Source organism: Novipirellula galeiformis (assembly GCF_007860095.1).
In the GTDB taxonomy this organism is placed as follows: Bacteria; Planctomycetota; Planctomycetia; order Pirellulales; family Pirellulaceae; genus Novipirellula; species Novipirellula galeiformis.
On sequence record NZ_SJPT01000021.1, the window covers coordinates 1 to 24,758 of the forward strand.

General features: G+C 56.3%; 17 protein-coding genes. 12 read left to right on the forward strand and 5 right to left on the reverse strand.

Annotated elements, in window-relative coordinates; all coding sequences use genetic code 11:
* Window positions 1-484: 484 nt before the first annotated feature.
* Complete coding sequence (locus tag Pla52o_RS26290) at window positions 485-1,684, reverse strand: SHD1 domain-containing protein (RefSeq protein ID WP_146597616.1); 1,200 nt, start codon at window positions 1,682-1,684, stop codon at window positions 485-487.
* 205 nt (window positions 1,685-1,889) lie between these two features.
* Window positions 1,890-2,114 (reverse strand): hypothetical protein, encoded by a 225-nt coding sequence (locus Pla52o_RS26295; protein WP_146597617.1) that lies wholly within the window; start codon window positions 2,112-2,114, stop codon window positions 1,890-1,892.
* A 270-nt stretch (window positions 2,115-2,384) separates the two neighbouring features.
* Between Pla52o_RS26295 and Pla52o_RS26300 the strand changes: the two genes are divergently transcribed.
* Window positions 2,385-3,344 carry a PIG-L deacetylase family protein gene (locus Pla52o_RS26300; RefSeq protein WP_146597618.1) on the forward strand — a complete coding sequence of 320 codons (960 nt, stop codon included), beginning with the start codon at window positions 2,385-2,387 and terminating at the stop codon, window positions 3,342-3,344.
* A 378-nt stretch (window positions 3,345-3,722) separates the two neighbouring features.
* On the opposite strand, the gene Pla52o_RS26305 is transcribed toward Pla52o_RS26300, so the two are convergent.
* Window positions 3,723-7,208: a pyruvate carboxylase gene (locus Pla52o_RS26305; RefSeq protein ID WP_146597619.1), complete on the reverse strand. Its 3,486-nt coding sequence runs from the start codon at window positions 7,206-7,208 to the stop codon at window positions 3,723-3,725.
* Window positions 7,209-7,596: 388 nt separating this feature from the next.
* Between Pla52o_RS26305 and accD the strand changes: the two genes are divergently transcribed.
* The 6 genes from accD to Pla52o_RS26335 all read left to right on the forward strand — a co-directional run bounded on the left by accD (window position 7,597) and on the right by Pla52o_RS26335 (window position 13,595).
* Window positions 7,597-8,535 (forward strand): acetyl-CoA carboxylase, carboxyltransferase subunit beta, encoded by a 939-nt coding sequence (accD, locus tag Pla52o_RS26310; RefSeq protein ID WP_146597620.1) that lies wholly within the window; start codon window positions 7,597-7,599, stop codon window positions 8,533-8,535.
* 87 nt (window positions 8,536-8,622) lie between these two features.
* Window positions 8,623-9,519, forward strand: coding sequence for a serine/threonine protein kinase (locus Pla52o_RS26315; protein ID WP_197169556.1), 897 nt, complete (start codon window positions 8,623-8,625; stop codon window positions 9,517-9,519).
* A 303-nt stretch (window positions 9,520-9,822) separates the two neighbouring features.
* Window positions 9,823-10,659 (forward strand): hypothetical protein, encoded by an 837-nt coding sequence (locus tag Pla52o_RS26320; protein WP_146597622.1) that lies wholly within the window; start codon window positions 9,823-9,825, stop codon window positions 10,657-10,659.
* Window positions 10,637-10,846 (forward strand): hypothetical protein, encoded by a 210-nt coding sequence (locus tag Pla52o_RS26325; RefSeq protein ID WP_146597623.1) that lies wholly within the window; start codon window positions 10,637-10,639, stop codon window positions 10,844-10,846. Before Pla52o_RS26320 ends, Pla52o_RS26325 begins: the two co-directional genes overlap by 23 nt.
* A 431-nt stretch (window positions 10,847-11,277) precedes the next feature.
* Window positions 11,278-12,312: a proline racemase family protein gene (locus Pla52o_RS26330; RefSeq protein WP_146597624.1), complete on the forward strand. Its 1,035-nt coding sequence runs from the start codon at window positions 11,278-11,280 to the stop codon at window positions 12,310-12,312.
* Window positions 12,309-13,595, forward strand: a complete 1,287-nt coding sequence (locus tag Pla52o_RS26335) for an NAD(P)/FAD-dependent oxidoreductase (protein ID WP_146597625.1) — start codon at window positions 12,309-12,311, stop codon at window positions 13,593-13,595. Before Pla52o_RS26330 ends, Pla52o_RS26335 begins: the two co-directional genes overlap by 4 nt.
* Before the next feature lie 312 nt (window positions 13,596-13,907).
* On the opposite strand, the gene Pla52o_RS26340 is transcribed toward Pla52o_RS26335, so the two are convergent.
* The gene (locus Pla52o_RS26340; RefSeq protein WP_146597626.1) at window positions 13,908-16,478 is read right to left on the reverse strand and encodes a dockerin type I domain-containing protein; all 2,571 of its coding nucleotides are present in this window, start codon (window positions 16,476-16,478) and stop codon (window positions 13,908-13,910) included.
* A 430-nt stretch (window positions 16,479-16,908) separates the two neighbouring features.
* On the opposite strand from Pla52o_RS26340, the gene araD reads away from it, so the two are divergent.
* The 4 genes from araD (at window position 16,909) to Pla52o_RS26360 (ending at window position 21,444) form a co-directional block, all read left to right on the forward strand.
* Window positions 16,909-18,684, forward strand: coding sequence for an L-arabinonate dehydratase (araD, locus tag Pla52o_RS26345; RefSeq protein ID WP_146597627.1), 1,776 nt, complete (start codon window positions 16,909-16,911; stop codon window positions 18,682-18,684).
* A gap of 83 nt (window positions 18,685-18,767) precedes the next feature.
* Complete coding sequence (locus Pla52o_RS26350) at window positions 18,768-19,364, forward strand: hypothetical protein (RefSeq protein ID WP_146597628.1); 597 nt, start codon at window positions 18,768-18,770, stop codon at window positions 19,362-19,364.
* Window positions 19,365-19,502: 138 nt separating this feature from the next.
* The gene (locus tag Pla52o_RS26355; protein ID WP_146597629.1) at window positions 19,503-20,216 is read left to right on the forward strand and encodes a hypothetical protein; all 714 of its coding nucleotides are present in this window, start codon (window positions 19,503-19,505) and stop codon (window positions 20,214-20,216) included.
* Entirely contained in the window at window positions 20,185-21,444 is a 1,260-nt protein-coding gene (locus tag Pla52o_RS26360) for a methyltransferase (protein WP_231612681.1), read from the forward strand. The genes Pla52o_RS26355 and Pla52o_RS26360 overlap by 32 nt, the downstream gene beginning before the upstream one ends.
* Before the next feature lie 252 nt (window positions 21,445-21,696).
* Here the strand turns inward: Pla52o_RS26360 and Pla52o_RS26365 are convergent, their stop codons facing one another.
* Window positions 21,697-23,382: a 30S ribosomal protein S1 gene (locus tag Pla52o_RS26365; RefSeq protein WP_146597630.1), complete on the reverse strand. Its 1,686-nt coding sequence runs from the start codon at window positions 23,380-23,382 to the stop codon at window positions 21,697-21,699.
* 177 nt (window positions 23,383-23,559) lie between these two features.
* On the opposite strand from Pla52o_RS26365, the gene Pla52o_RS26370 reads away from it, so the two are divergent.
* Window positions 23,560-24,096: a hypothetical protein gene (locus Pla52o_RS26370; protein ID WP_146597631.1), complete on the forward strand. Its 537-nt coding sequence runs from the start codon at window positions 23,560-23,562 to the stop codon at window positions 24,094-24,096.
* The last annotated feature ends 662 nt before the right edge of the window (window positions 24,097-24,758 follow it).

Consider the following 24,758-nt stretch of genomic DNA (forward strand, 5'->3'; position numbering starts at 1 on the left):
GCCTGTTTTGCACGGTTGCGGGTCGACCCGAGCGTGTCGATTCGATGCGTAGTCATCGGACGCACCGCCGCTACCATCTCCGGCGGCGGGCGCGTGAGCTGTTGACGAGTGCTTCGTAGCTAGCACGTAATATTTCTTTTGGGTTCGAGCGAGCAGGTGCCCACGTCGGTGGGTTGCGGCTGTATTTTGCCATTGCCATTGCCATTGCCATTGCCCATTGCCCATTGCCCATTGCCCATTGCCGGCCGCTTCGCGCGAGCGGTGAGGCGCTCATCGCTCCATCTTGGCGTCCGCAACCGTCTGAAGATGCGGATTCTCAGCGTCCAATCGACCGAGCTAGAGCCACGCACCCCGTCAAGATGCTCTGTCCCCTCTTAGTGGAAGGGACAGAGCATTTTCTTTGGGGGGGTGGCCCGTTGACGTAAGCGATCACTCCCACAAAAGGTGCTCTGTCCCTTTGCTTAGTCCCTTTGCTTAAATGTGATCAGTTGCCGTTGGGGAGACCGCCGGATGTCATCATTGCGGCTACCATTGATACACGCATCACGGCGGCATCAAACTCGGCTTGTGTTTTGGCTTCGATCAGCGGTTTGAGCGCGCTTTCGGAGAAGCCCAGCAGGAAACCGGCCATCGAATTCATCTGAACTTTTGTTGTCTTATCCTTTGCCATCTCTGGATTGGCATTCGCCTGACTCAAACCTTGAAGAATCTCCTCCTTCAAATTACCCGAATGCTGTGTAAGCCAGTCGCTCATTCCCACGGAAATCCAGCGACCTTGGTAACGCACCATCTCGGTGCGTTGCATCGTCCCATCTTTACTTGAAATGGTCAGCACGGCGTTGTTAGGATCGGTTTGGGTCACTTGGATATTCGAAAACAATTGCTCGGTCACCTGGGGCGGTGCCATGTCCAACAATTGCTTGACGTGACGACCGATTTTGGGGCCATAATCGTCGAAGTATTCCGTCAGCGAAACGGATTTAAGCTTTTCTAAATCCGTCGACATCAACGCAACCTGAGAAATGAAGCCAGCAATCGGGTCGTACGCCATGGTCAGCAACATCTTGCCTTGCGGCGAGGCGGCGGCCAACATTTGCGAGTTTAAGATGAATTGCTGCTGATCTTTCAACAGCTTGGAAACCATCGTTGCAATCTGCTTCATCGCGTCCATCATCGGTTGTGCGTCAGCGGTTGTCTCGGCAAACTGCTGGCGAAACTCAGGGCTGTCAAAAACTTCTCGAACTTCGGCAGGCAGCGCGTACCATAAGACTTCGGGGTGACCGTTTTTTATTTCCGCTTGGATAAAGTTCACCGTCTGTTGCAACGAGCCAGATTCAGGAAACGCGAATCGGGATTGAGCGGCCGGTGTGGCGGTCTCCGCAGCCATCGCTGGTTTTGACTCAGGCTTTGTCGCGTTTTTCTCAGACGCAATTTGCTGCTCGTACAACCGTTTCGCCTCAGCCCGGCTTTCCGTGCTCAGTCGACTGATTGGCACTTTGATGACCGAACCATCGGTTTTCTCTAAAACAACCGCTTTGCCTTCGACCGCGACGTACTTCGCCTCGATACGGAACTTGCCCGAAACGTCAGACCAAGTTTCTGCTCGCAGGCTCGGTAATGCCCCAGATCCGATCAGGAACCATGAAAGCAGCCAACAAGTTTCCATCAATCGCGAGCGAAACATCCGTAGTATTCCTGTGTTTTGAAAGTGAATTGCTTTTCGAGTATGTGGTAGCGAGCGTTTGATTGTAACGTATCATCTCATCTACGACTCTTATACTTTTGACGGGGCTCATATTATGGAATAACTGGAATCAAGGGCAGCACCACTTCACGCTGAAACCAAGCCAACGGAACCTCCTCGTTTAAAGTTCTACGTCGCAGTGAACTTACACAACAACGTCACCAATCCATCGGTGCATCGCAGTTGGATTTCGTAGGAGTCCATTCAATGTGTCGCGAATGATTTCGCCAAAATGGATCGTCATGATGATGGCCACGCTTGAATCGTCGTGGAACTCGGCCATCGGCGTCGGAGCGTGTTCAATAACAACCCAAAAGAACACGACGCGTCCCTTGAATTGGACGCCATGAGTTGGACGCCACGTTTCCACGCACGACTTTGTGAACGAGGGGGCCGTTCTGGTTCGAGAAGGGCGGACTTGGGGCGGACTTTTACCAATGGAATCCTCCATGGAGCACCGCTCACGGCGATCCTTGACTGCTCGCGTTAGGGCGGTTGGGGATGTTGGCGGATTCGATTTGCGTGATTACGATCACGTGTTCACGGCGTCGTCCTAGCTATGGTTTGACGCTTGGGCCGAGGCCGCAGAAGCACCATCATCACCGCAACGCTACACCACTAACGTTCTTGGAGTCCCCACATGAAGTTTCTTTCACGAACCGTTCGCCTGCTATTGTTTTGCTTTGTATCGACGGCCATTCCGCAAGTGGGGGTCTGTGAGGATGCTCCGTCGCAGGATGATGGTAAATTGCGGATCATCGTCTTCGGCGCCCATCCGGATGATGCGGAATACCGTGCTGGTGGCTGTGGCATCAAGTGGGCCAGCTTGGGACACCACGTCAAGTTAGTTTCCGTCACCAATGGCGACATCGGCCACTGGGGGATGTCCGGTGGAGCGCTCGCCAAACGGCGAACGGCTGAAGTTCAGGCGGCCGCCAAGATCATGGGCACCACGGCCGAGGTGCTGGACATTCACGATGGCGAACTGATGCCAACGTTGGAGAACCGCAAAAAAATTGTCCGTTTGATCCGCCAGTGGAACGCCGATATCGTGATCGCTCATCGCCCTTGGGACTATCACCCCGACCATCGTTACGTGGGGGTACTCGTCCAGGATGCGTCATTTATGGTGACGGTTCCCTTCTTTTGTCCCGATGTTCCGCCGCTGAAGAAGAATCCCGTTTTCTTGTACGCCAGTGATCGATTCAAGAAGCCGTACCCGTTCCAAGCCGACATTGCCGTCTCCATCGACGATGTGTTTGAAACAAAAGTCAAAGCGATCGCCGAGCTTGAATCCCAGGTGTTTGACGGCGGCGCCTTGAGCAATGCGGAGCAAGCAGCCAAAGCACCGCCCGCTCGCTTGCCCGAGCAGCGATTGGAGAAAATCCGAGAGGTTTGGGATAACCGCGCTGGCGGGGAAGCAAGGAACTATCGTCAATCGCTATTGAAATGGTACGGTCCCGAACGGGGCCAAGAAATCAAGTACGCCGAAGCATTTGAAATCTGCGAATACGGCACCCAACCCTCCAACGAAGAAATTCGCCGACTGTTTCCGTTTTTCGACGAACAAGAACCCGTCGAAGCAAACGCTCAACGATAGACCGCAAACCTGGGTTCCGCCCGGCTCTCTCCGACACGCCACGATCTGGCAGCAGGATTTCGTGGAATCGAGAGCCACGCTGGGCTGATTGCACTTGGGGGGGCTGGGGCACTTGGGCGAACGGTATCTTGGTCGGCTGTCCACCGGCTGGTGCCGTCCAGCCATCCTAGCCCCTTCGTGTTCCTTGTTCTTTTTCTCTCAACCGCTCCTCGAATTGCTGAGGCCGCATCGCGGTTGGGTGCAGATGCAAAATTTAACGAGGCGTATTTCCAGCACTTAGCCCTGGGGGGCAGGCCACGGCGACAACGTCAAGGCTGCACCGACCCACTTGCCATGCCAACTGGAAGCGGGTCGCTGAGCTCGGCGTGATTCGCAAAACTACTTGATTGCGATGGTCGCTAACAAATCGCCTGCTTCGACTTGAGTTCCCGCTGGCGTCTGGATACTCACGACCGTTCCGCTTGCCGGAGCATTGATGGTGGTTTCCATTTTCATCGCTTCAAGCACCATCAATTTCTGGCCCTCTTTGACTTTGTCGCCTTCGGCGGCGGCAACGGTGATCACCATGCCTGGCATACTGGCGGCGACTTGGCCGGGGTCGTTTGCGTCGGCTTTGACCGCCGCTTTCACTTTGGGTTCCAGTGACTTGTCGAGCACCGACACTTCGCGTGGTTGTCCATTGAGTTCAAAGAAGACCGTGCGTGTCCCGTCGGGATGCGGTACCCCGACCGCCAGGAAGCGGACGATCAAGCGTTTGCCGGGTTCGATATCGACCGCGATCTCTTCGCCGGGCTCTTGTCCGTAGAAGAAGTTCGGTGTTGGAATCGGAGCCACGTCGCCGTAGAGATTGCGGTGTTTGGCAAAGTCTTCGAACACTTTCGGATAAAGCAAATGGGTCACCGCCGCGCGATCGCTTTCGGCGTCACCGGTTAGTTTCGCGACTTCGGCTCGGGCGGCTGCGACATCGGCAGCGGGCATCGAATCGCCGGGCCGGTTGAGCACCGGTTGTTGATCCCCCAAGACGATCTTGATGACTTCGTCGGGGAAACCGCCTAGCGGTTGTCCCATCCGGCCGCCGATCAAATCAATCACGCTGGCGGGATAGGCGAGCGATTTGTCGGCCGTCAAAACATCCTCGGCCGACATTTCGTTGGCGACCAGGAATAACGCCATGTCGCCGACCGCTTTGCTCGTCGGAGTGACTTTGACGATATCGCCAAACAAGCGATTCACGCCTGCGTAAGCTTTGCAAACGTCGGACCAGCGATCTGCAAGTCCGAGGGCACGCGCTTGTTGATAGAGATTGGTGTATTGGCCACCGGGCATCTCGTGTTCATAAAGGTCGCCGGTGGCGGGCAACACACTGCTTTCGAATGGCACGTAAAACTCGCGAGCGGCTTGCCAATAGGTTGCCAATTGGGTCAACGATTCCGTCGACAGCGACGATTCACGATCGGTATCACGCAGCGCCTCGACCAAGGTGTTCAGGTTGACTTGGCTAGTCCCGCCGGACAGCGGCGCGAGCGCGGCGTCGGCGATTTGCAACCCTTCGCCCGCAGCGGCCAGGATCGTTGCAGCTTGAATTCCCGCCGTGTCGTGGGTGTGGAAGTGAATCGGGATGCCAATTTCACTTCGCAGGGCGCGAATCAGCTCGACCGCGGCTCCGGGTTTGCAGAGCCCCGCCATGTCCTTGATCGCCAATAGGTGAGCGCCTCGTTTCTCCAGCGACTTGGCCAGTTCGACGTAGTATTTGAGGTCGTACTTGGTCCGTCGAGGGTTTTGCAGATCACCGGTGTAACAGATCGAAGCTTCACAAATACCCCCTTCGGCGAGCACGGCATCGATGGCGACGTTCATGTTTTCGAGCCAGTTCAGGGCATCGAAAACTCGGAACACGTCCATCCCCGCTTGGACCGCTTCGCGAACAAACAATCGCACAACGTTATCGGGGTAGTTCGTATAGCCGACCGCGTTGCTCGCACGCAGCAACATTTGGGTCAGGATGTTGGGGACTTGTTCGCGGAGATCGGCGAGTCGTTGCCAGGGGGATTCCCGCAAGAATCGCATGCTGGTGTCAAACGTTGCACCGCCCCACATCTCAAGCGAGAAAAGTTGAGGAGCGAGCTGCGCGTAGGCCGGAGCGATCTGCAGCATGTCATAGGTACGCACGCGAGTCGCCAGCAGCGATTGGTGTGCGTCGCGCATCGTGGTATCGGTGAACAGCAACCCTTTTTGATTCTGCACCCATTTAACCAATCCTTCCGCCCCTTCGCGTCGGAAGACGTCCTTGGTGCCTTCGGGCAGTTTTCCGCCGGGCAGCTCGCTTCGCTTTTTCAGTGGAGGAAGCGGCGCTGGCAAGCGGCGTGTCGCGACGGGACGGCCGACGACCAAGGGGTTGCCGTTGACGATCGTTTCGCCGAGGAACGCCAGTAATTTACTGGCGCGATCGCGACGGCGTGGCAATTCAAACAGCGACGGGGTTTGGTCAATCAACCGCGTCGTGGCCTCGCCGGCAAGGAACGTAGGGTGATTGATCATTTTGATCAAAAACGGAATGTTCGTCTTCACGCCACGAATGCGAAATTCATGCAAACAACGGTCCATGCGTGACGCCGCCGAGGCCAGCGAGGGAGCTCGCGTGGTCACTTTCACGAGCATCGAATCGTAGAACGGGTTGACCACCGCACCACTAAAAGCGCTGCCGGCGTCGAGTCGAATGCCGAGTCCGGCCGCCGAGCGGTAATGGCTGATGCGGCCGTAGTCAGGTCGGAATTGGTTGCTCGGGTCTTCGGTCGTGACGCGGCACTGCATCGCAAAACCGCTGGTACGAATGTCGTCTTGAGTACCGAGCGCGACGACTTCGCTATCGAGTGCATGCCCTTGGGCGACCAAAATCTGGGTGCGAACAATATCGATGCCGGTGACCTCTTCGGTCACGGTGTGTTCGACTTGGATGCGTGGATTGACTTCGATGAAGTAGAATTGCTCGGCATCGACGTCGTACAGGAATTCGACGGTGCCGGCATTTTCATACCCGCTGTGTTCGTCTCCAACGGCGCGGCCGATTTTGATCGCTGCATCGCAGAGGGCGTTGCGGACGTCGGGGGCGAGGTTGGGCGCGGGAGCGATTTCGACTACTTTTTGGTGGCGACGCTGAACGCTGCAGTCCCGCTCCCAGAGGTGGACGAGATTGTTGTGTCGGTCACCGATCAATTGGACTTCGATGTGACGGGCTCGTTGGACGAAGCGTTCGACGAACACCTCGTCGCTGCCGAAGGCTGTTTTCGCTTCGCGTTGGGCAGCTTCGAGCGCGGCGGGCAATTCGTCCGCAGTGTTGACGACGCGCATGCCGCGGCCACCGCCCCCCTTGGACGCTTTTAGAATCACTGGATAGCCCATCGATTCGGCAATCTCGCGTGCCTCGTCGACGCCGGACAGGGCTTCGTTTTTGCCACCCAAGATGGGGACGTTGGCGGCTTCCGCGATCTTTCGTGCGGCCGTCTTGTCGCCGAGTTGTTCGAGCGAGTTAACGCTCGGACCGACAAACAGTATGCCTGCATTCTCGAGCGCGCGAGCAAACTCTGGATTTTCGGACAAGAATCCGTAGCCAGGATGGACGGCGTCGACGTCATGCTTTTTGCATAATTCGACAATCGCTTCGATGTTCAAATAGGAGCGGATCGGTTCGCCCGGTTCGCCAATTTGATAGGCCTCGTCCGCCTTGAAGCGGTGCAGGGCGTAGCGATCTTCGTGAGAGTAGATGGCAACCGTCCGGATCCCCAGTTCTGTTGCACTGCGGAAGACACGGGTGGCAATTTCGCTGCGATTCGCGACAAGAAGTTTTCGGACAGGTCGAATCGTCATGATCAGGTCGGCAATCCAAAGAGAGGTCGTCGGGAGGATTGTCGTCGTCGAACGGGCGTAAGCCTCGCGGTTCACCGCACTCGACCCAGACTTGGGCGGCTGCGGTGAAATTCGATTCGGACACCTATGTTTGAGGGGTTAGGGACGGGGCAATTCGGCGGGAGTTTTTCGGCACGATCTTTTCGCCCCACTGCAATCTAGCGAAACTGGCACTTCGGGTCATGTGGGGTGCCGATGCCGTGTCCCCCAATCGCTCTCAAAGGACTACAATTTGAGGCAGCACAAATCGCTTGAATCGGCTAAGGTGAATGGTTGATTCAGGCATGAAACCGGCATTGATGCCGGCATTAAAATTGTTGATCCCCAAGACAGTATGGTCCGAAAGAGCATGGCAAGCGTTGATTCGACCCCTCCTGATACTGACGAACCGGCACGTGGTAGCTCGTCGGATCCGAATCCAGCTAACGGTATATTGGGCGCCGACGCGTCCACGGGTCAGGAGAACGGTGACAAGCTGGCTCAACCGAAAAAACGGGGGGTTCCCGAAGGGTTGTGGGTGAAATGCCCTGGTTGTGGTGCTTCGGTTTACAAAAAAGAGATCGCCCAGCGGCTCAACGTGTGTCCGAAATGCGACTATCACTTTTACGTCTCCGCCCACGAACGAATCGCACAAGTCTTGGACGAAGGCACGTTCGAGTCGATGAACGAGCATCTACGCCCTACCGATCCGTTGGAGTTTGCCGATCGACGCAAATATTCGGATCGTTTGACGACCGAGCAGAAACGCACCGGGTTGACCGACGCCGTTTTGACGGGAACCGGAATGATCCGTGCCCGTCGCGTCGCGTTCGCAGTCACCGACAGCGCGTTCATCATGGGAAGCATGGGGTCGGTGGTTGGCGAGCGATTGGCTCGCTTGATCGAATTTGCCACCGAACAGAATCTGCCGCTGATCATCATCAGTGCGAGTGGCGGGGGAGCTCGGATGCACGAAGGGATCCTGTCGCTGATGCAAATGGCCAAAGTGACTGCGGCGCTTGCCCGTTACGATGCGGCCGGCGGATTGTTTGTCAGCGTGCTGACCAACCCTACGATGGGGGGCGTGGCGGCCAGTTTTGCTTCGCTGGGGGATCTTGTTTTTGCGGAGCCCAAGGCATTGATCGGATTCGCGGGCCCGCGAACGATAAAAGCGACGATCGGAATTGAGTTACCCGAAGGGTTCCAGACCAGCGAATTTTTGCTGGAGCACGGTTATATCGACCGGATTGTGCCGCGAAAAAAACTGAAGACCGAGATTGCGCGCGCGATCGACTATTGTGGAAAGTAGAGTTCAATCAGGGTGGCGGGACTGACCGCCGCTCCTTGATCTCGGAATGCCGTTTCTTTTCTCCTGTTCTTGATGCTCGCGTGACCTATGGGCCTGTTCGATTCGTTAATGGCCAAATTCGGTTCGTCACAGGCGAAAGCCAATGCGCGAATTAACGTGGAGTTGCGGTTCGATCGGATGCGGACCAGCGCTACCGGGACGATGAGTAATTTCTTCGTCGCGATCGACCGTGAAAACAAACGCACCGTTGGCGTCAAATTGCTTGATGTCGAGAAAATGGAGCAGTTTGAGGCGCGGTTCAAAGGGCTAAAGAAGCCGAGTGAAGGCGAAATCGCCTTGGGGATGAAGCACCCGAATGTTGTCGAGACTTACGAAGCGGGGCTGACCACCAAAGGGCAACCGATCCTGGTGATGGAGTATATCGAGGGACCGAGCCTGCAGCACGTCATCGTGAACCGTCAAGAAACGGAGTTAAAAGGGAAGCGGATGGCGTTAATCCGTCAGATGGCCGAAGCGATTCGCTACGTTCATTCGCGTGATTTCATTCATCGCGACATCTGCCCTCGCAATTTCATCTGCTTTCCCGACTTCAGCGGTCTCAAGCTGATCGATTTCGGATTGACGGTGCCCGCGACGCGTCACTTCATGGCTCCTGGTAATCGAACCGGCACGCCACTTTACATGTCACCCGAGATCGTTCGGCGTCGACCGACCGATCGTCGCGTGGACATTTTCTCCTTCGGTATCACCTGTTACAGCTTGTGCTGCTTTGAGCACCCTTGGCAAGGGGATGTGGTCAATGGCAAAGCGGCACTGCATCATGACACCTCGCCTCCGAAGGACCTGATCACGCGTTGCCCGGGGATCGAACCTCGGCTGGCGCGGGCGATTATGGGAGCGCTGCATCCGAACGTCGAGCAGCGCATCGCGAGCATGGATCAGTTCCTACAGGCAGTGAAATCGCTCGAAGGACTGGATTATTAGCCCCTCAGGTTAGGAAATCTCATCGGAATCGTCTGCCCGATGTCCGCGAAAAACGTCACAATCCGATCCTGCTGGTAAACCAGGTAGGGTTTAACCGTTTTAAGTACGTTTTCGTTGACACTCTATTTATGGGCTAACTATACTTCATTGATCGCGTGGAGTGAATCATCTCCTCTCGGACATCGGAGCGTGCCAGCGTTGCTGAATTTGCGTCTGACGCAATTCGCTCGCCCAGTGGCGTAGCTGGATCTCTTGATTAGTCGGGGATCTCTTGTCGGTCGGAACGTATACGGAATTTTCGCAATGACCCTACTCGGGAAGTCGTTCTCAGTCATCATCCTCATCCTCAGCTTGACCTTTATGGTTCTGGCTTTGGCCGTCAACGCATCTCACCGCAATTGGCGGGACGTGGTGACCGGAGCTGGAGGACTGAAAGAACAAATTGAAAACTATGAATCAACGAACGAGCAGCTTCGCGACACGCAGCAACGCGTCGAAGCCTCGTTAGCTCGTGAACAAGCCGCGCGTCGAACGGCCCTTGCCGCATTGACGACCCAGTTGGATCAATTGAAAGACCAGCTGCAAAAACGCGAAGAGAGCTACCAACAAAAGGAAGCTCAGAACACGGTGTTTGCTCAGACCGACCGCAGCCGCGCACTGCAACTCGAAGAGTTGACTGCCGAAGCGAATCGATTGCGGCAACAAATTCGCAAAGAACAAGAAGATCGCGATACGTTGTTCACGCAAACGTTGAAGTTGACCGATCAAATGAACAAATTACGCGGGGTGGTCCAAATCCAATCGGAGCGTAATGAGCAATTGATGGCCCAGGTCACACGCTACAAAGAAGTGGTCGATTCCAAGGGGATCGATATCCACGAGCCGCTCGATGGATCTCCGCCGGATCGTAACGGAACCGTGCTCGTGATCAATCGACCCAAAAAGCTAGTCGAACTCTCGATCGGATACGATGACGGATTGCGATCGGGACACCAGCTCGAAGTCAGCCGAAATGGTCGTTACGTGGGCAAAGTTCGCGTCTTGAAAATTGAACCGGAGCGAGCCGTGGCGGAAATCCTAGCTGACTTCACTAACGGGATTATCCAGGAGGGCGACCGTGTCGACACTACCCTCGAGTGAGAAATCACGTAAACAACCCCCCAGCATCTACACGGTCATTCTGGTCTTGGCGATGTTGTTCATGCTCGTTGCGGTAATCGCAATGGTCGTCGAACTTGGCCGTTGGGCTCCCGATTACTATCGCACTAACACCGCCCGACCGGGCGCCATGCTGGTGCCCGCGAGCCCCACATCGATGTTGGCCTAGTTCCCAGACGGGCTAAATCACGGATCTTTTAAATCCCCGTTCGCCTCAGTGGCGGAGCGGGGATTTTTCGTTTGTCGATGTCATTTGTCTGGGCATCGATCTGGGCCGGACGTCAGGGCAGAAGATCATCCGATGCTGGCAAAAAGCTGTGGCAGCGTCCGGCGGCTTCCGCGTCCGCTACGCAACCGATGCTCCCGAGGGATCGTCGATTATCGTCGATTTTGGTGTCTTGGTCGGGGGGCGTGGCTTGGTTGGCGGGAATGGCATTGTTGGCCGCTACGAATCCGCGTCTGGGCGACTTGTGGACGGTTGATTTTGTTGCCAACATATTCCTTGCACTGACGCATTCTGCGTTCGTCGCTTGGCGAGAGCGATCGTCTCTCACCGAGAAGCAGTCCACCCTTATTGTTTGTCAAAGCAATACCACTCCCATGAAAGTCTCTGCTCCCAAGGTCGAGCGCATCTCGACGATTGATTCTCACACTTGCGGCGAACCGACTCGAACGATCGTTTCGGGAGGCCCGGTGCTTGGCTCCGGGACCTTGCTTCAGCGCCAACATCGATTTGCCAAAGATTTTGACCACTACCGCAGCGCGGTGATCAATGAGCCCCGTGGAAACGACGTCCTGGTCGGTGCATTGCTGTGCAAACCTTCGAGTCCGGAATGCGCGGCGGGCGTCATTTTCTTTAACAATCTCGGCTATCTCGGCATGTGTGGCCGCGGCGTGATTGGGGTTGCGGTCACCCTCGCTTATTTAGGTCGCATCGGTTCCGGTTACCATCAACTTGAAACGCCGGTGGGAGTGGTTGGCTTTGAGCTCGATGAGGATCTGCATCGCGTCACGTTTGAGAGCGTGGCGAGTTATCGCTATCGCGCCAATGTCGCGATCGATGTCCCCGGCTTTGGCGAAGTGGTCGGAGATATCGCTTGGGGGGGCAATTGGTTCTTTCTCGTCCGCAGCGATGCGTCTAAAATTCGCCCCCAGCATCTGGACGACTTGTTGACGTTCAGCAAAGCGATTCGCAAGGCGCTCGAAGACCAACAAATCCACGGTTATGGTGGCCAGAGGGTCGATCATGTGCAGCTGCACTGCGATTCGGGGGCCGGAGGCGGGCGTAATTTTGTGCTCGGTCCAGGGGGCCAATGGGACCGTTCTCCCTGCAGCACTGGCACGAATGCGAAGGTCGCCTGCCTAGCGGCCGAAGGCAAACTGGACCCCGGAAAACGTTGGCATCAAGAGAGTATCATTGGAACGCGTTTCGAATCTCGTTATCGTGTTCCCGGCCTTGAGGAAGTGAAGCAGCTTGGCCTTCTAGGTATCGCCCCGAGTCAATCGCTTGGCGATACCGTTGCGGCCACCTCAGCCGTTATCATCCCTAGTATTGCGGGCGAAGCGTCGGTGACCGCTGAGAGTCAGTTGATGTTGGACCCCGATGATGCGTTTCGTTACGGAATCCCGGTATGAGTTTCTCCACGCACCTTCCCTCACGTCGTGGTGATTCACGACACGTTGCCATTGTTGGCGGCGGGATTGTCGGTATCGCCTGTGCCCATTATCTAAACTTGCAAGGCCATCGGGTCACGGTGATTGATAAAGGCCGCGTCGGCGGCGGATGTTCGCATGGCAATTGTGGCTACGTTAGCCCCAGCCATGCGTTGCCTCTTGCTGAACCGGGGGCGATTTTTTCGACGATCAAAGCGATGCTGAAACCCAATCCGCCGCTGCGCATTCGCCCCGGATTGAACGTTCCTCTTTGGAAATGGTTATGGAACTTTTCACGTCGTTGCAATCGGTCGGATTGGGTGCAGTCGGGGCACGCGATTCATCCGCTGTTGACGGCATCGATGCAACTCTACAGCGAACTGATTCCTAGCTACGAGCTCGATTGCGAATGGACTAAACAGGGACTGTTGTTTGTCTACAAAGATGCCAAAGCCCTGCAGGCGTACGCCCCGATCGACGCCCTGCTGAGACGTGATTTCGATGAACCCGCCCGGCTGATGTCGGCGCGCGAGCTATTAGAATTTGAACCGGCGCTCAGTGACGATGTTGCCGGCGCTTGGTATTTCGAACACGACGCTCACTTGCGTCCCGCACGCCTGGTCGCCTCTTGGCGAGACTCCTTGCTCGCTCGCGGTGTCGTGTTCATTGAGAATCAAACGCTTGAATCGGTTACCGAGTCGGCTGGCGAAGCGCAAAGCTTGAAGCTCTCCTCACAGTGCATTGAGGCGGATCAGTTTGTCATTGCGACCGGAGCATGGACGCCGCAGTTGGAAAAGGTGCTTCGTTTTCGCGTGCCGATCCAGCCGGGCAAAGGCTATTCGATGACGATGCCACGGCCAGCGGTGTGTCCTCAAACGCCGATGATTTTGCCCGAGCGCAAGGTCGCCGTGACCCCTTGGGAAACCGAACTTCGCCTCGGTTCCATGATGGAGTTCATTGGCTACGACTCGGATATTTCCAAGAAACGCCTGCGATTGCTCACCCGAGCAGCGGCGGATTATCTGAAGTCCGAATTGCCCGATTCAATATCGGAGACGTGGTGCGGTTGGCGACCGATGACCTACGATAGTACCCCCATCATTGGCCGCTGCCCCAGTTTCTCAAACGTCTACCTCGCCTGTGGACACAATATGCTTGGGTTGAGCATGGCACCGGCGACAGGGCGAATGATCAGCGAGCTTATCGCGGGTGAGCCGACAAGTCTTGCGGCGGAGCCTTATCAAGTGGAGCGTTTCACGGCTTGATCTTCAAGCTAACCCCGGAGTCAGGATCGCGCAGCACTCACGCAATGGTGTTTGCTCGAGCGTCAGCGGTTTTATGCCGTTACCAGTTTCGCTTCGTCGCCGTTCAGCGGCGGGGCTTCACTGTCGAAGCTATTTTTTGGCGGGATCGTCTTCTGATCGCACGAACCAGAACCATAACAAGCCCATGCTGATCAGAATCAGCGCCAATGAAAAGACCGAAATAAGCAGCGCGATCATAGGGTGCTATGTCCAACGTAAATGGGGCAAGATGACGTAAGCATGATTCCTGTTGAAACCTCCGTTGGGGTGGAACTAAAACAACAAGCCAGCTATTTCGCTGGTGAGGGATCGTTCCACCTCAGTATCGCGAATTTTCCCATCGATATGAATGGGGGTGGAAAAATGCCCAATATGCTCCGTGGGTTGTATTGATTCACCTTGCCCCGATGTCTGGCGGCTCAGTTCATTGATCACCAGAAGCGCGTCGAATGCGGTTAGCAAGTAATCGCCGTTGACATCGTAAAACACCCCTCCGTCGGGCTGTTCTTTTTCTGGATCCAGGATAGTGGATCCCACACGAAATTGCAGTTCATTGATAATTGCGAGCGCATCCGAGGCGGTTACCCTTTGGTTGCCATCGACGTCGAACGGGATCACCGGATTTTGAAAGAAGGGAGCTTCGTCATCCACCAGATCAATGCTCGCCGAATCCGAAACGTAGCCCGTCGCCGAAAACGAATAGCTAAGTGAAAGTGTGGGTTCGGGATCATTGTCCTGAATCGGCATCAAGTCGATCAGTGCAGTGGTTTGGTTGGCCGCAATGGTGAGGTCACCGTCGAAGCCTAGTTCGCGGGCATCTCCTCCGGAGACACGCACCGACAGCGGCTCGGCTGTGTCGGAATTGCTGCGTGTGAGTCGCAACTGAACTGCGCGAGGTGTTCCTTCGTTGACACTCGCTGCCGTGAAGCGAGCCTCGAGGGTTTCGTGATCCTTGACGATCAAGTCCACGGCGGCGGGATCGACACCACCGCCGGTTGCGGACAATTCGATCGACTGTGTCCCATCGAGCAGCGCGTCGTCGACCGCTGCGACAATGACGTTGACGGAAGTGGCACCCGCAGGAATGGTGGCGGTGTCCGGAACGGTTGCTTCGCTGGTGTCACTCGAAGTCAATTGGACGGTCAACGGACGATTGGACACGGGGCCCGAGCGAGTGATGGTCAGCTTCGCCGCCTCGCTACCCTCGTTCTCGACGATTGATGTTTTGTCTAAAGCTAGCGTTAGCGTCGGAGGCGACGTCACCGTGACGGTGAATGATTCCTCTGTAACCCCTCCATCGCGATCGTCCACGCGAAGGGTGACGATGAAGTTGCCCGCGTTCTCAAACGTATGGAGGCCGTCGAACGATGCAAGGGTAGGACGAGACGCATTTCCGACTTGGTCAATCGTTGCCACTCCTGAATCAAGCCCGCTTCCATCTCCCCAGTTGATTGAAAAATCAAACGCTTCGTCAGTCGCTTGGCCTGTGTTATTGACTCGAAAACCGGGATCCGAGATCGACCCGATGTTCGAGATCGAAAGCGGCGACTTTGCCACCACCGCTTGATTCGCTGCAACGGTTAGCGAAGGCTTCACATTTGTGACCGACGCGTTGGTCACGGGAACGACAAGCTCGCCAAATATGCTGCCCGTTAACACCATTTCAACTGGAAATATCCCATCGTCACCATACACGTGATTGGCACTGACCGTCACGGTTGAATCAACGACGGTCCAACCGATGTCATCCAACGCGGCGACGTCGAGCGGGGTAATCGTTTGTCGTTCATTATTGCTAAGTGTGGCTCGCATCAAGGTCAATTGCTGGTCAAGCGTCAGGATGGAATCAGCCCAGTGAGCGGATTGATTCAGCGGCGGATTGCCACTGCCAACGTAAGCCTCGTTTGCGGCTGGTCCATTAAATTCACTTGCCGAGGCGAACGTTGCCCAAGACTTGTTGATCCCTGCGTTGCCAAAGCCAAGTACATGGGTCAATTCATGCATCGCGACGGTGATAAAGTCGGTTTGCCCCGGCTGGATTCCGTCAATGTTTTTGTTGAAGAACCATTGCGTCGAGTTGTTGTCAAATGCGATCGATCCTCCCCAAGGTCCAAAGTCGGTTGCCGGAGACGCCGCCGCCCCGGTTTCACCTCGAAATTGTACGGCGTCACGGAAGGCGGTGATGTTGGCGAACTCTTGTGGCGTTAGCTGTCCCGGATTGGGAAACGCATATCCGCCGGGACCACCGCGACCACGTTCGAAGCCGGGCAGGTCGCGAGCGCCGGCAAAGATGACGATCTCATTGGCATTGACTTGCAAATTTTGGGCAACTCCATCGCGTGGTGTGCCGTCGCTGTTCAGCGTCGAGATCCCGGTGGTCGGATTGGTGAAGTTTGCGATCCACTCTAACTTTCCGGCGGCATTGGGGCGGATGGCATCGAGATCATCCGCCAACGAAGCCACGATTGTGTCGGCAGCCATTTGCAGCAGCACGCGTCGTGATTCGTTCACGCCCGAGAAAAAACCCGACGTATCGAGTGAATAATCGAAGCGGATTTTGACGTTCCCGCGGGTCGGTTGTGCGTCAATGGCTGCTGACGTTTGCGTGCCATCGCCCCAGCGAACTTGAGCGGAAACATTTCCTAACAGCCCCGTCGTATCCACGTGATGGACGATCTCAAACGGCTCCCCTTCGGAAACCAGCAATCGACGCACTTCGAGCGTCTCGTAGCGGATCGTACGCGACGCGGGGTTTGCCGGTTTCCGTTGTCGACGACCAGGACCGCTGGGAACAAGCGACGAAGCGATACGCGCCAACAATGCGAGGGCAGATGTATTGAGCATGAGCGTTTTTGAAGCGATAACCGAGGAGAGACAAGCAGCAGTCTTGATGATAGTATCGACCACAGGACGGTTAAAAAGCCACGCACGAATCAAGAAAGTTTGATTCCAACCCATTGTCCCGTTTTCGTGGGTGTGAAAACGGCGCGGTTCCGCCCCGCCCCCCCCACTTAATTTCAGTCGAGATTTGCGACTCCAATCCGCTCAATGGCAGCTTGCCGGAGAGAGCCATCGACAATCGCTCCACCCCCAAAAAAACACCGCTGTCGGCTCAATGAAAGGTCGTTAGGTTGATAGCATTTAATGTCAGCCGGCGTCGTTGCTCTGGCAATCATCGTTACTCCGGCAACATCCTTGCTCCGGCAACATCGTTACGCTGTGAACCTGCGTTCGGCAATCCGATTGCCCTCCCTCTTCCCCCTCGCCAAAGATCATGACAACGAACCCTAACTCCGCCTCAGGTGCCTCTCCCTCCTCAGACACGAATCAGGCTCGCGACCCTCACACGTTACGTTCGTCACGCTGGTTTGCCCCCGATGACATGCGTTCGTTCGGGCATCGTTCACGGTTGAAGGGGATGGGGTTTGACGACATTGATTACGAGGGGCGTCCCGTCGTTGCGATCCTCAATACGTGGAGTGATCTGAACACCTGTCACTCTCATTTTCGCAACCGCGCTGACGAAGTCCGTCGTGGCATTCTGCAATCCGGAGGCTTTCCCGTCGAAGTTCCCGTGATGTCGCTCGGCGAAATGATGATGAAACCAACGACGATGCTCTATCGCAATCTGTTAGCGATGGAAGTCGAAGAGGTGCTCCGCTGTCATCCGATCGATGCGGCGGTGTTGATGGGCGGTTGCGACAAAACCGTTCCTGCGATGTTAATGGGAGCGATTAGCGCCGACATTCCCTCGGTATTTCTACCGGCGGGTCCCATGCTAAAGGCGAGATGGAAAGAAGCCACGCTGGGCAGCGGAAGCGATGTGTGGAAGTACTGGGACGAGCGGTTGGCGGGGAACCTTTGTGATCGCGATTGGAATTGCATCGAAAATTGCATCGCGCCGTCGGCGGGAACTTGCATGACGATGGGCACCGCGAGCACGATGGCGTGTGTCGCCGAAGCGCTCGGGTTTACCTTGGGGGGCGCCGCGAACGTGCCCGCGGTGGTGGCCGAGCATTCGCGGTTGGCGGTTGCGACGGGCCGACAAGCGGTCGAGATGGCTTGGGAGAAACGAACGCCTTCAAGCTTCCTCACCGAGCGTTCCATCGTTAACGGTGTAATCACCTCGTTGGCGATCGGGGGTAGCACGAATGCGATCGTGCATTTGATTGCGATCGCGGGACGCCTCGGCATCGAGTTGACGTTGGAGCGATTCGACGAACTGTCCCGAATCACTCCGGTGCTGGGGAATCTTCGTCCGGCAGGCCAATACTTGATGGAAGATTTTTATCATGCCGGAGGCTTGCGGGCGTTATTAAAAGAGCTCGGCGAGCTTGTCGATACCTCGTGCCAAACGATCAGCGGGGTGAGCTTAGGGCAACAAATCGCCGAGGCCGAGGTGATTGATAACGACGTCATTCGATCCCGAGAAAATCCGTTGGCGGTCGTGGGGGGGACTTCGGTGTTGCGCGGCAATTTGGCTCCGAGTGGTTGTGTGATCAAGGCGCTTGCCGCCGAGCCGCGATTGCAACGTCACCGTGGTGTCGCGGTCGTTTTCGACAACTACGCCGAGATGAAAGCTCAGATCCACGATCCTGAGTTGGAGGTGACGGCCGATAGCGTGCTGATACTTCGTAGTGCCGGGCCTCTCGGTGCCCCAGGCTTTCCGGAGTGGGGCATGTTGCCGATTCCGCAAAAGCTGTTGCAAGAAGGGGTCCGTGATATGGTTCGAATCAGCGATGCGCGGATGAGTGGGACCAGCTACGGAACTTGCGTACTGCATATTGCACCTGAGAGTGCAGCAGGAGGCCCGTTGGCGTTGGTGCAGACCGGCGATGAAATCGAAATTGACATTCCGGGCCGGCGCATCCACTGGCACGTTTCCGATGCCGAAATTGCAAGGCGTGAGCAGCAGCAACCCGAACCGAAGCCGTTGGCCGATCGCGGCTATTTGCATCTCTACGCCAAGCATGTGATGCAAGCGGACAAGGGGTGCGATTTTGACTTTTTAGTGGGACGCACGCCGGGAGCTGAACCTGATATCTTTTAAAGAGATTCACTGCGGAGACTTGCCAGCGATTCCCCGGAAGCTCGCGACCTTCGATACTGAGATTTTCCTAGCGAGACGAGTCCATGACTGATGATGCCAACCCGTTGACTCGTTCGTCCAACGCCCCCAACCCTTACTCGTCCACATCCACGGCTGCCGCGACCGTCGGGGCGGGAGGGATTTGCTTACCGGCTGGGCAATCTCGCGGAATGGTCAGCCAGGTTCCGATTCTTGGCGTGCTGATGATCGTTCAAGCCGTGCTGGTCGGATTGATGGGATTGTTGGTGGCGGGCTATGCGGTATTCATGCCGATGATCTTTCGCCAGATGAGTGAAGAGGCAGCCAAGCAGGGCGGCAATCCAGTGCCGATGCCTGCGCAAATGGAGCTTGGGATGCAAATCGGACTCGCTGCGTTGGCGGTCAGCGTTTTCGCCATCGCGGCGCTCACTCTGTTTGCCGGAGTGCGTATGCTTAAATACCAGAGTCGAACGCTGAGTATCGTGACACTGTGCATCGGTATGTTGCTGTGCTTGACTTGTTATTGCGCCCCAACGCAAATTGCACTCGCGATCTATGGTTTGATTGTGCTTCTAAATGGACCGGTGGTCGACGCGTTTCGATTTGCCGAGCGGGGGCATTCGGCAAGGGAGATTCAACAGGCATTTTTGTCGTTGCCGTAGCCGCGAACCGGGGTGGCGAAATCGATTCAGTGCAGGGCTGAGGGGGGCGCTGCGCTACGCTTCATTCGCCTAACGATTCTCCCCCTTTCAAAACGTCCTTTCGCATGAACGCCGTACCCACAAACGATCGAGTTGAACATGTCACACGACCCCACTGAAGACGCTGCTGAAAAAAATGCGGGCGAACATCGCGTCGAGAACCCTTACGCTCAACATCATGCCGCGTTGCCCTCTAGCGACGACGGTGTCGCCACGGTTCGCCCCACCGGAATTACGGTCATCGCCGTCGTTTGTATCGTCGCAGGGATGCTTGGAGGATTGGGGGCCGTCGGCAGCCTCTCGCAAACGTTGTGGGGGGATCGAATTTCCAGCATGTTCACTCCGGCCGGCGAAGTGGGGGAGCTGCAACGGGAGATGCAGCAAGCGATGATGGCGGTGCTAGGGAAATACTTCATTGTCAATCTAGTGCTGGGAGGGATGGCGATTGTGTTGGCGGTCGCATTCATCGCCGCTGGCATCGGGTTGATCCAAGGCAAGCAGTGGAGCCGAACATGGGCTCGCCGAACCTTGCTATGGGCGATTGGGTTGGAGACTGTACGCGTTGCGGTCTACGCAATGACCCAATACGAATTGTTTCCCGTGACTCAAGAATACATGCAAAAAATGGCGGGAGGCCAAGGCAATGGCGTCGATGGTGAAACCATCGCATGGATTTCGAGCATTGGAGTCGTCATTGCGATGTTGTTTTATGTCGTCTGGTTTTTGCTGAAGTTGATTTTGATGATTTGGGCCCGAAAGTACTTGGCCAAGCCGCACCTTAATGGCTACTTTCAAACGCCATCCGTCACCTAGCACCAGCGCCTCGGGCGGTACCCGTTACGGTACGATGGTCGCGACGGGTGTTCGCTGCGACCGTCCGTTGCACGCAGCGGTGACACTCTTGTTGGACGAACGATATTCCGTCACACCTTTGGGGCGGAATGGGGCGTTTGTCGTCACACTTTTTCCTACTTACATTTTGGAACCCGCAGCAATGTCCGCATCCGCGATTCAACCTCCCCGCGTAGACCCGACGCCTATCTTTGAACACTTTCGTGGCAGTTACGGCTCGGAGCTGTTGACCGCTGCGGTAGCTCATTTCGATCTCTTCGGACGTCTTGCCGAGCGAGCGATGGCGTTCGATGAACTGGCCAACGAGCTCGGGCTTCAGTCGCGTCCCGCCAACGTATTGGTTACCGCGTTGCGCGCGATGGGGTTGCTTGAGGAGAACGAGGGGCTGCTCCGCCTCACTCCAATGGCGTCGGAGCATCTCGTGCCTGGAGCTCGTTTAGATTGTGGCGATTACCTGTCGCTTGCCGCGCAAGCCCCAGGCGTGCTTTCGATGGTCCAGCTTTTGAAGAGCAACAAACCGATCGGTTCGGACGGAGACGCGGGAACGGCATTCATTTACCGGGGTGGCGCAAAGTCCGCAATGGATGCTGAAGCTTCGGCGCGTCATTTCACGTTGGCGCTTGCCGGGCGAGCAAAAAATGTCGCTCCTGCGTTAGCGGATGCGTTACCGCTTTGCGGTCCCCAAACGCTCTTGGACTTAGGCGGCGGCACGGGGATCTATAGCTTCGCGTTACTTCAAAAGCATCCGCAACTTCGCGCGGTTGTATTTGATCGTCCCGACGTGCTGAAGGTCGCCCAGGAATTCGCGGAAACGTACGGCGTCTCGGATCGCGTCGAGCTGATCCCAGGTGATATGTTTAGCGATCCGTTGCCGGAAAACATGGATGCGGTTTTGTTGTCGAACATCTTGCACGACTGGGACGTTCCCGAGTGCAAGACCTTGATCGGACGCTGTGTTGACGCCTTGAAGCCTGCTGGTCGACTCTTTATTCATGACGTATTTCTGGACGATTCACTCGACGGTCCCCTGCCCATCGCACTTTACTCGGCAGCCTTATTCTCGTTGACCGAGGGCCGCGCCTACAGCGAAGCGGAGTACCGATCGTGGATGGAAGCGGCGGGGCTAAAGACGGAAGCGAAGGTGCCCACGTTGGTGCATTGTGGCGTCGTCGAAGGCATCGCATCGTAGAAAACACGTGGTAGAAACGTGCTCTTGAAGACGTGCTCTTGAAGGTGGGGCCGCAAACGTTGTGGTGTCATCGAGGACGTCACCCGTCGAGTTGCGAGTGGCAGAATTTGCAGCGAGTTTTCTGCCACCGCTGCGATGGTTGGCACCAGAAGAGCCCGAGTGTCCTCGGGCAAAAAAAAGACCGCGAGTGTTTACTCGCGGTCGAGATCGTTAGTCCGGCTCGTCAATCCGTTTCCGGTGACGGGAGCTGGGTTACCAACGAAGCCCGAAGCGTTCGCCGCCGGTGTCGGTATTGTTGCCACCCCGAAGCGGGCCTTGGTGTGTCGGCTTGATCGCCACTTCGCGTTGCGGCTCGTCCTCTTCGACTTCGGTCTTGGCTCCGGCATCTGCCGCCACAGGCTGGGCCGCCTTGATTGAAAGCGCGACCTTTTGAGAATCGCGGTCAAAGCTAAGGACCTTGACTTGCACTTCTTGGCCTTCGCTAACAAACGCATCGACCTTTGAAACGCGATGGCTGGCAAGCTCGCTGATATGAACCAAGCCTTCGACACCGGCGGTCAAGCGAACGAAGCAACCAAATGGCGCGGTTCGCGTGACGGTTCCGGTGTGGATGGTGCCGACGGCAAAAGTGCCTTCAGCGGTATCCCAAGGGTTTTCCAGTAGATCGCGATACGATAATCCGATTTTGCCCGTTTCCTTGTCGATTTTATCGATGGTGACCTTGACCATTTGGCCTTCCTGGATCACTTCACTTGGATGCTTGATCCGTTCCCAGCTCAGCTTGCTGACGTGGATCAAGCCTTCGAGTCCACCGAGATCGACAAACGCGCCGAAATCTTTGACGTTGCGGACGACCCCTTCCAGGGTGTCGCCCACTTCAATTTTCTCAAGTTGCTCACGACGTTTTTCTTCACGCTCTCGCTCCAAAACAGCGCGGCGGCTGAGCACGAGGTTGCCGCGACTCTCGTTCGATTCGGTCACGATGCAAACGAGTTTCTGATCGACGAATTCCGAAAGGTCTTCGACGCGGAATTCTGTGACTTGGCTGATGGGCATAAAGCCGCGCATGTTGCCGACTTTGCATTCCAGCCCACCGGTGTTGTGGCCGGTGACGACCGCTTCGACTACGGTGCCTTCGGCGATATCTTCCCAATCATTGACTTCCACTGCCGCTCCCGGCAGTGTCAGGACGTACAAGCCATCCTCACGATTAAAACCTCGCACCATGACTTCGATGTTGTCGTTGGGCTTGGGTTCTTCGCCGGTGAATTGCTCGAATGGCACGATCCCTTCATCAGGACCGCCAAGCGAGATGAACACGATGTCTTCATGAATCTTTAGGACGCGACCGTGAACGCGGGCCCCTTCCTCGAGTGGTTCTTTGCGATCGGGCATGCCGGCATTGCCGCCTAGGATCGCTTCGACATCGGCTAAGCCGAGTTCGGCATCCAATTCGGCTTGCAAGTCGGCGGAGAGCGAATCGCGACGATTCGGCACCGCAACTTTTTGGGCAGCGGCTGGTGCGGATCGAGCGGCGGATTTCGAAGCATCGTCGCCGGGCAATCGCGGAGTGCGGTTCTTGGGTTTCTTTTTGGGCTGGGCTGACTTTTCCGCTGTGATCTTGGCCAATTGTTCGGGCGAAACCGAAGGCGATGCCGGCCTGGCAAGCGCCGAACCTCGTGAGGCTAAGGGGCCGGCGCCGCGGACGGCACCCGCCAGCGGGGCCTTGGGTTCTGCGCTCGGAGAACCCGGCGTCGAGGGCGATGCTGGCGTGGCCGCAGTAGGAGCCTCGCTTGATTGGGCTTCGCCTGACGTCGCGGCTGGGCTCACCGGAGCAGCCTCCGGGGTCGCAGCCTGGGGAGTGGCCTCTTGAGGAGACGACTCAGCGGAAGGGTCGGAAACGGGAATTTTGGAAGTCGGATTGTCGCCGTTAGTCATCAGGTCTCTGCAGGGGGCAGGAGCGAAAGCGAAGAGGGGAATCACGTTGAAGGTCATTTTACATGCCTTCATCGCCGCGTGCGCAGTCTAGCAATCCAAACGGCGTCCCGGTAGCCTTGCTGGGGATTGTGTGCCCCCAAAATCCAATTCAATTTGATTTCAACCGAGGTCGAAGCTTTGCCCCACTTAGACTCTTTCGCCGAGAAGGCGTTCTGCGGATTCTCAAGCGAGCTTGTTGATGCAATCAAGGGGGCGGCTTTGCCCGACCTTGGCGACGGTTCCACCAGTAATGGGGCGGGGAATTCCGCCTTAAACACGCTGCTTCGCGACCCCAAGCTTGCTCAAGCAATCGCCGCGGCTTCGCCGCTCGGCAGTCAACTTTGCACGAGCGGATTGTGGCTCTTGGCGGGCGACCTGGATCGCAGTCATGAGATTAGTCAGGGCATTGAGGAGAAAGAGGGCAGTTTTTGGCATGGAATCATGCACCGACGCGAAGGGGACTTCAGTAACGCGAAATACTGGTTTCGCCGCGTCGGGAAGCATCCCGTGATCACTCAGCTAACCGAACGCTGTGGCGACGATTTCCGAAGCTCTGAAGATTTTGTCGACAAATGTGCACGTGCTGTGAGCGGATCCGCGGATGACCGCTTACGCTGCCAAGATATTCAATGGCAGGAGTGGCAGTCGCTAATGGCCTATAGCGTGGCGATCTAGGTCTTTGTTGCTCGTTTTTCTGTGATTCGAATCGACGAGAGGCCTCCTGAGTGCCGATATAGAACATTGTTGGAGGGCAAAGCGGCCATATGCGTGAGGGGCAACGTACGCATTTGGGGCAAGCCGCCGCTTCGTATTCCATCGCAATCATCGGGCCCAGGTCTTTTACTCCGCGAAAACAAGCGTGTTTCGTCGCACAGGGGGGGAAGACCTGGGCCTTTTTTTTGTCCCTTGGTTTCTTAGACTCTTGGACTCATCGGTTTCTTGGACTCATCGCGGTCTCGCGACAGCGTGTGCAGAGCATTTCAAGTTATGTCGTAGACCGATTCCCACCGGCCAGTTTATGACTGGCCGGTGGGAATCGGCCCTATGTCCCGCACGCATTTTCAATATGCTCTAGACGCGAAGAAGCTGCCTAAGCAGGGGAGGCATAGGCTTCGCTCGTTTCGCGACGATCCGAAGGGACAACTTCGCATGGGGACAGAGCCCAATGCTCGGGGGTTGACTTCGGATTAGGTGGGGCGAACGATTGAGTGTTGGCCAGTTACCCTGTTGCTGCTGCCGTTTTGCGAGGTGTGATCGTGGCTCGTCTGACACGCTCGGAAGTCTTTGATCCCGGTGAAATTGCGATCGCCCACATCTGTAGCCGGACCGTGCGGCGA